1 protein-coding gene is annotated in these 832 nt (G+C 73.0%); it reads left to right on the forward strand.

All coding sequences use genetic code 11. The features are described 5' to 3' along the window. On the forward strand, window positions 1-832 hold an 832-nt coding region (locus tag CKO43_RS25525; protein WP_242481427.1), incomplete at both ends, for a sensor histidine kinase.

Here is an 832-nt window from a genome sequence, read left to right on the forward strand (position 1 = left end):
CAGCGTGCCGCTGGCGGCGGCGCTGACGGCGCTGCCGGCATCGCTGGTCGCGCTGCTGGTGCAGCAGCGGCGCGAGCAGAACGAGTGCGAACGCCGGCTGGCGTTCGAGCGCGAGGTGGCGTCGCAGGCGAGCGTCGCGAAGTCGGCCTTTCTGGCCAACGTCAGCCACGAGATCCGCACGCCGCTGAACGCGGTGATGGGCGTGGCCGACCTGATGGCGACGACGCCGCTGTCGCCCGAGCAGCGCCGCCACGTCGAGGTCTTCCGCCATGCCGGGCAGACGCTGGGTGCGCTGATCGACGACCTGCTGGACCTCGGCAAGATCGAGGCCGGCAAGCTGGAACTGCACCCCGAGGCCTTCGAGCTGCGCGCCAGCGTCGCCGCCGTCGAAGCGCTGCTGCGCCCGCGCGCCGGCCTCAAGGGCCTGGCCTTCGAACTCGACATCGCGCCCGAGGTGCCGGCCTGGGTGCTGGGCGACCGGCGGCGTTTGGAACAGGCCCTGACCAACCTGGTCGGCAACGCGATCAAGTTCACTGCCAGCGGCCGGGTCGCGCTGCGGCTGGGCGTAGCCGCGTCGGGTGCGCTGGAGTTCGAGGTCGAGGACACCGGCATCGGCATCGCGCCCGAGCAGCAGAAGCTGATCTTCGAGCCCTTCGTGCAGGCCGACGACCGCGTCTCGCGCGACTACGGCGGCACCGGGCTGGGGCTGGCGATCACACGCGCCACCGCGCAGCAGATGGGCGGCAGCGTGCGGCTGCGCAGCCGCCCCGGGCAGGGTTCGAGCTTCACGCTGACGCTGCCGCTGCCGCAAGCCCTGGCGCCGGCCGCCACC

It is taken from the genome of Rubrivivax gelatinosus, assembly GCF_016583785.1.
Taxonomy (GTDB): Bacteria; Pseudomonadota; Gammaproteobacteria; order Burkholderiales; family Burkholderiaceae_C; genus Rubrivivax; species Rubrivivax gelatinosus_B.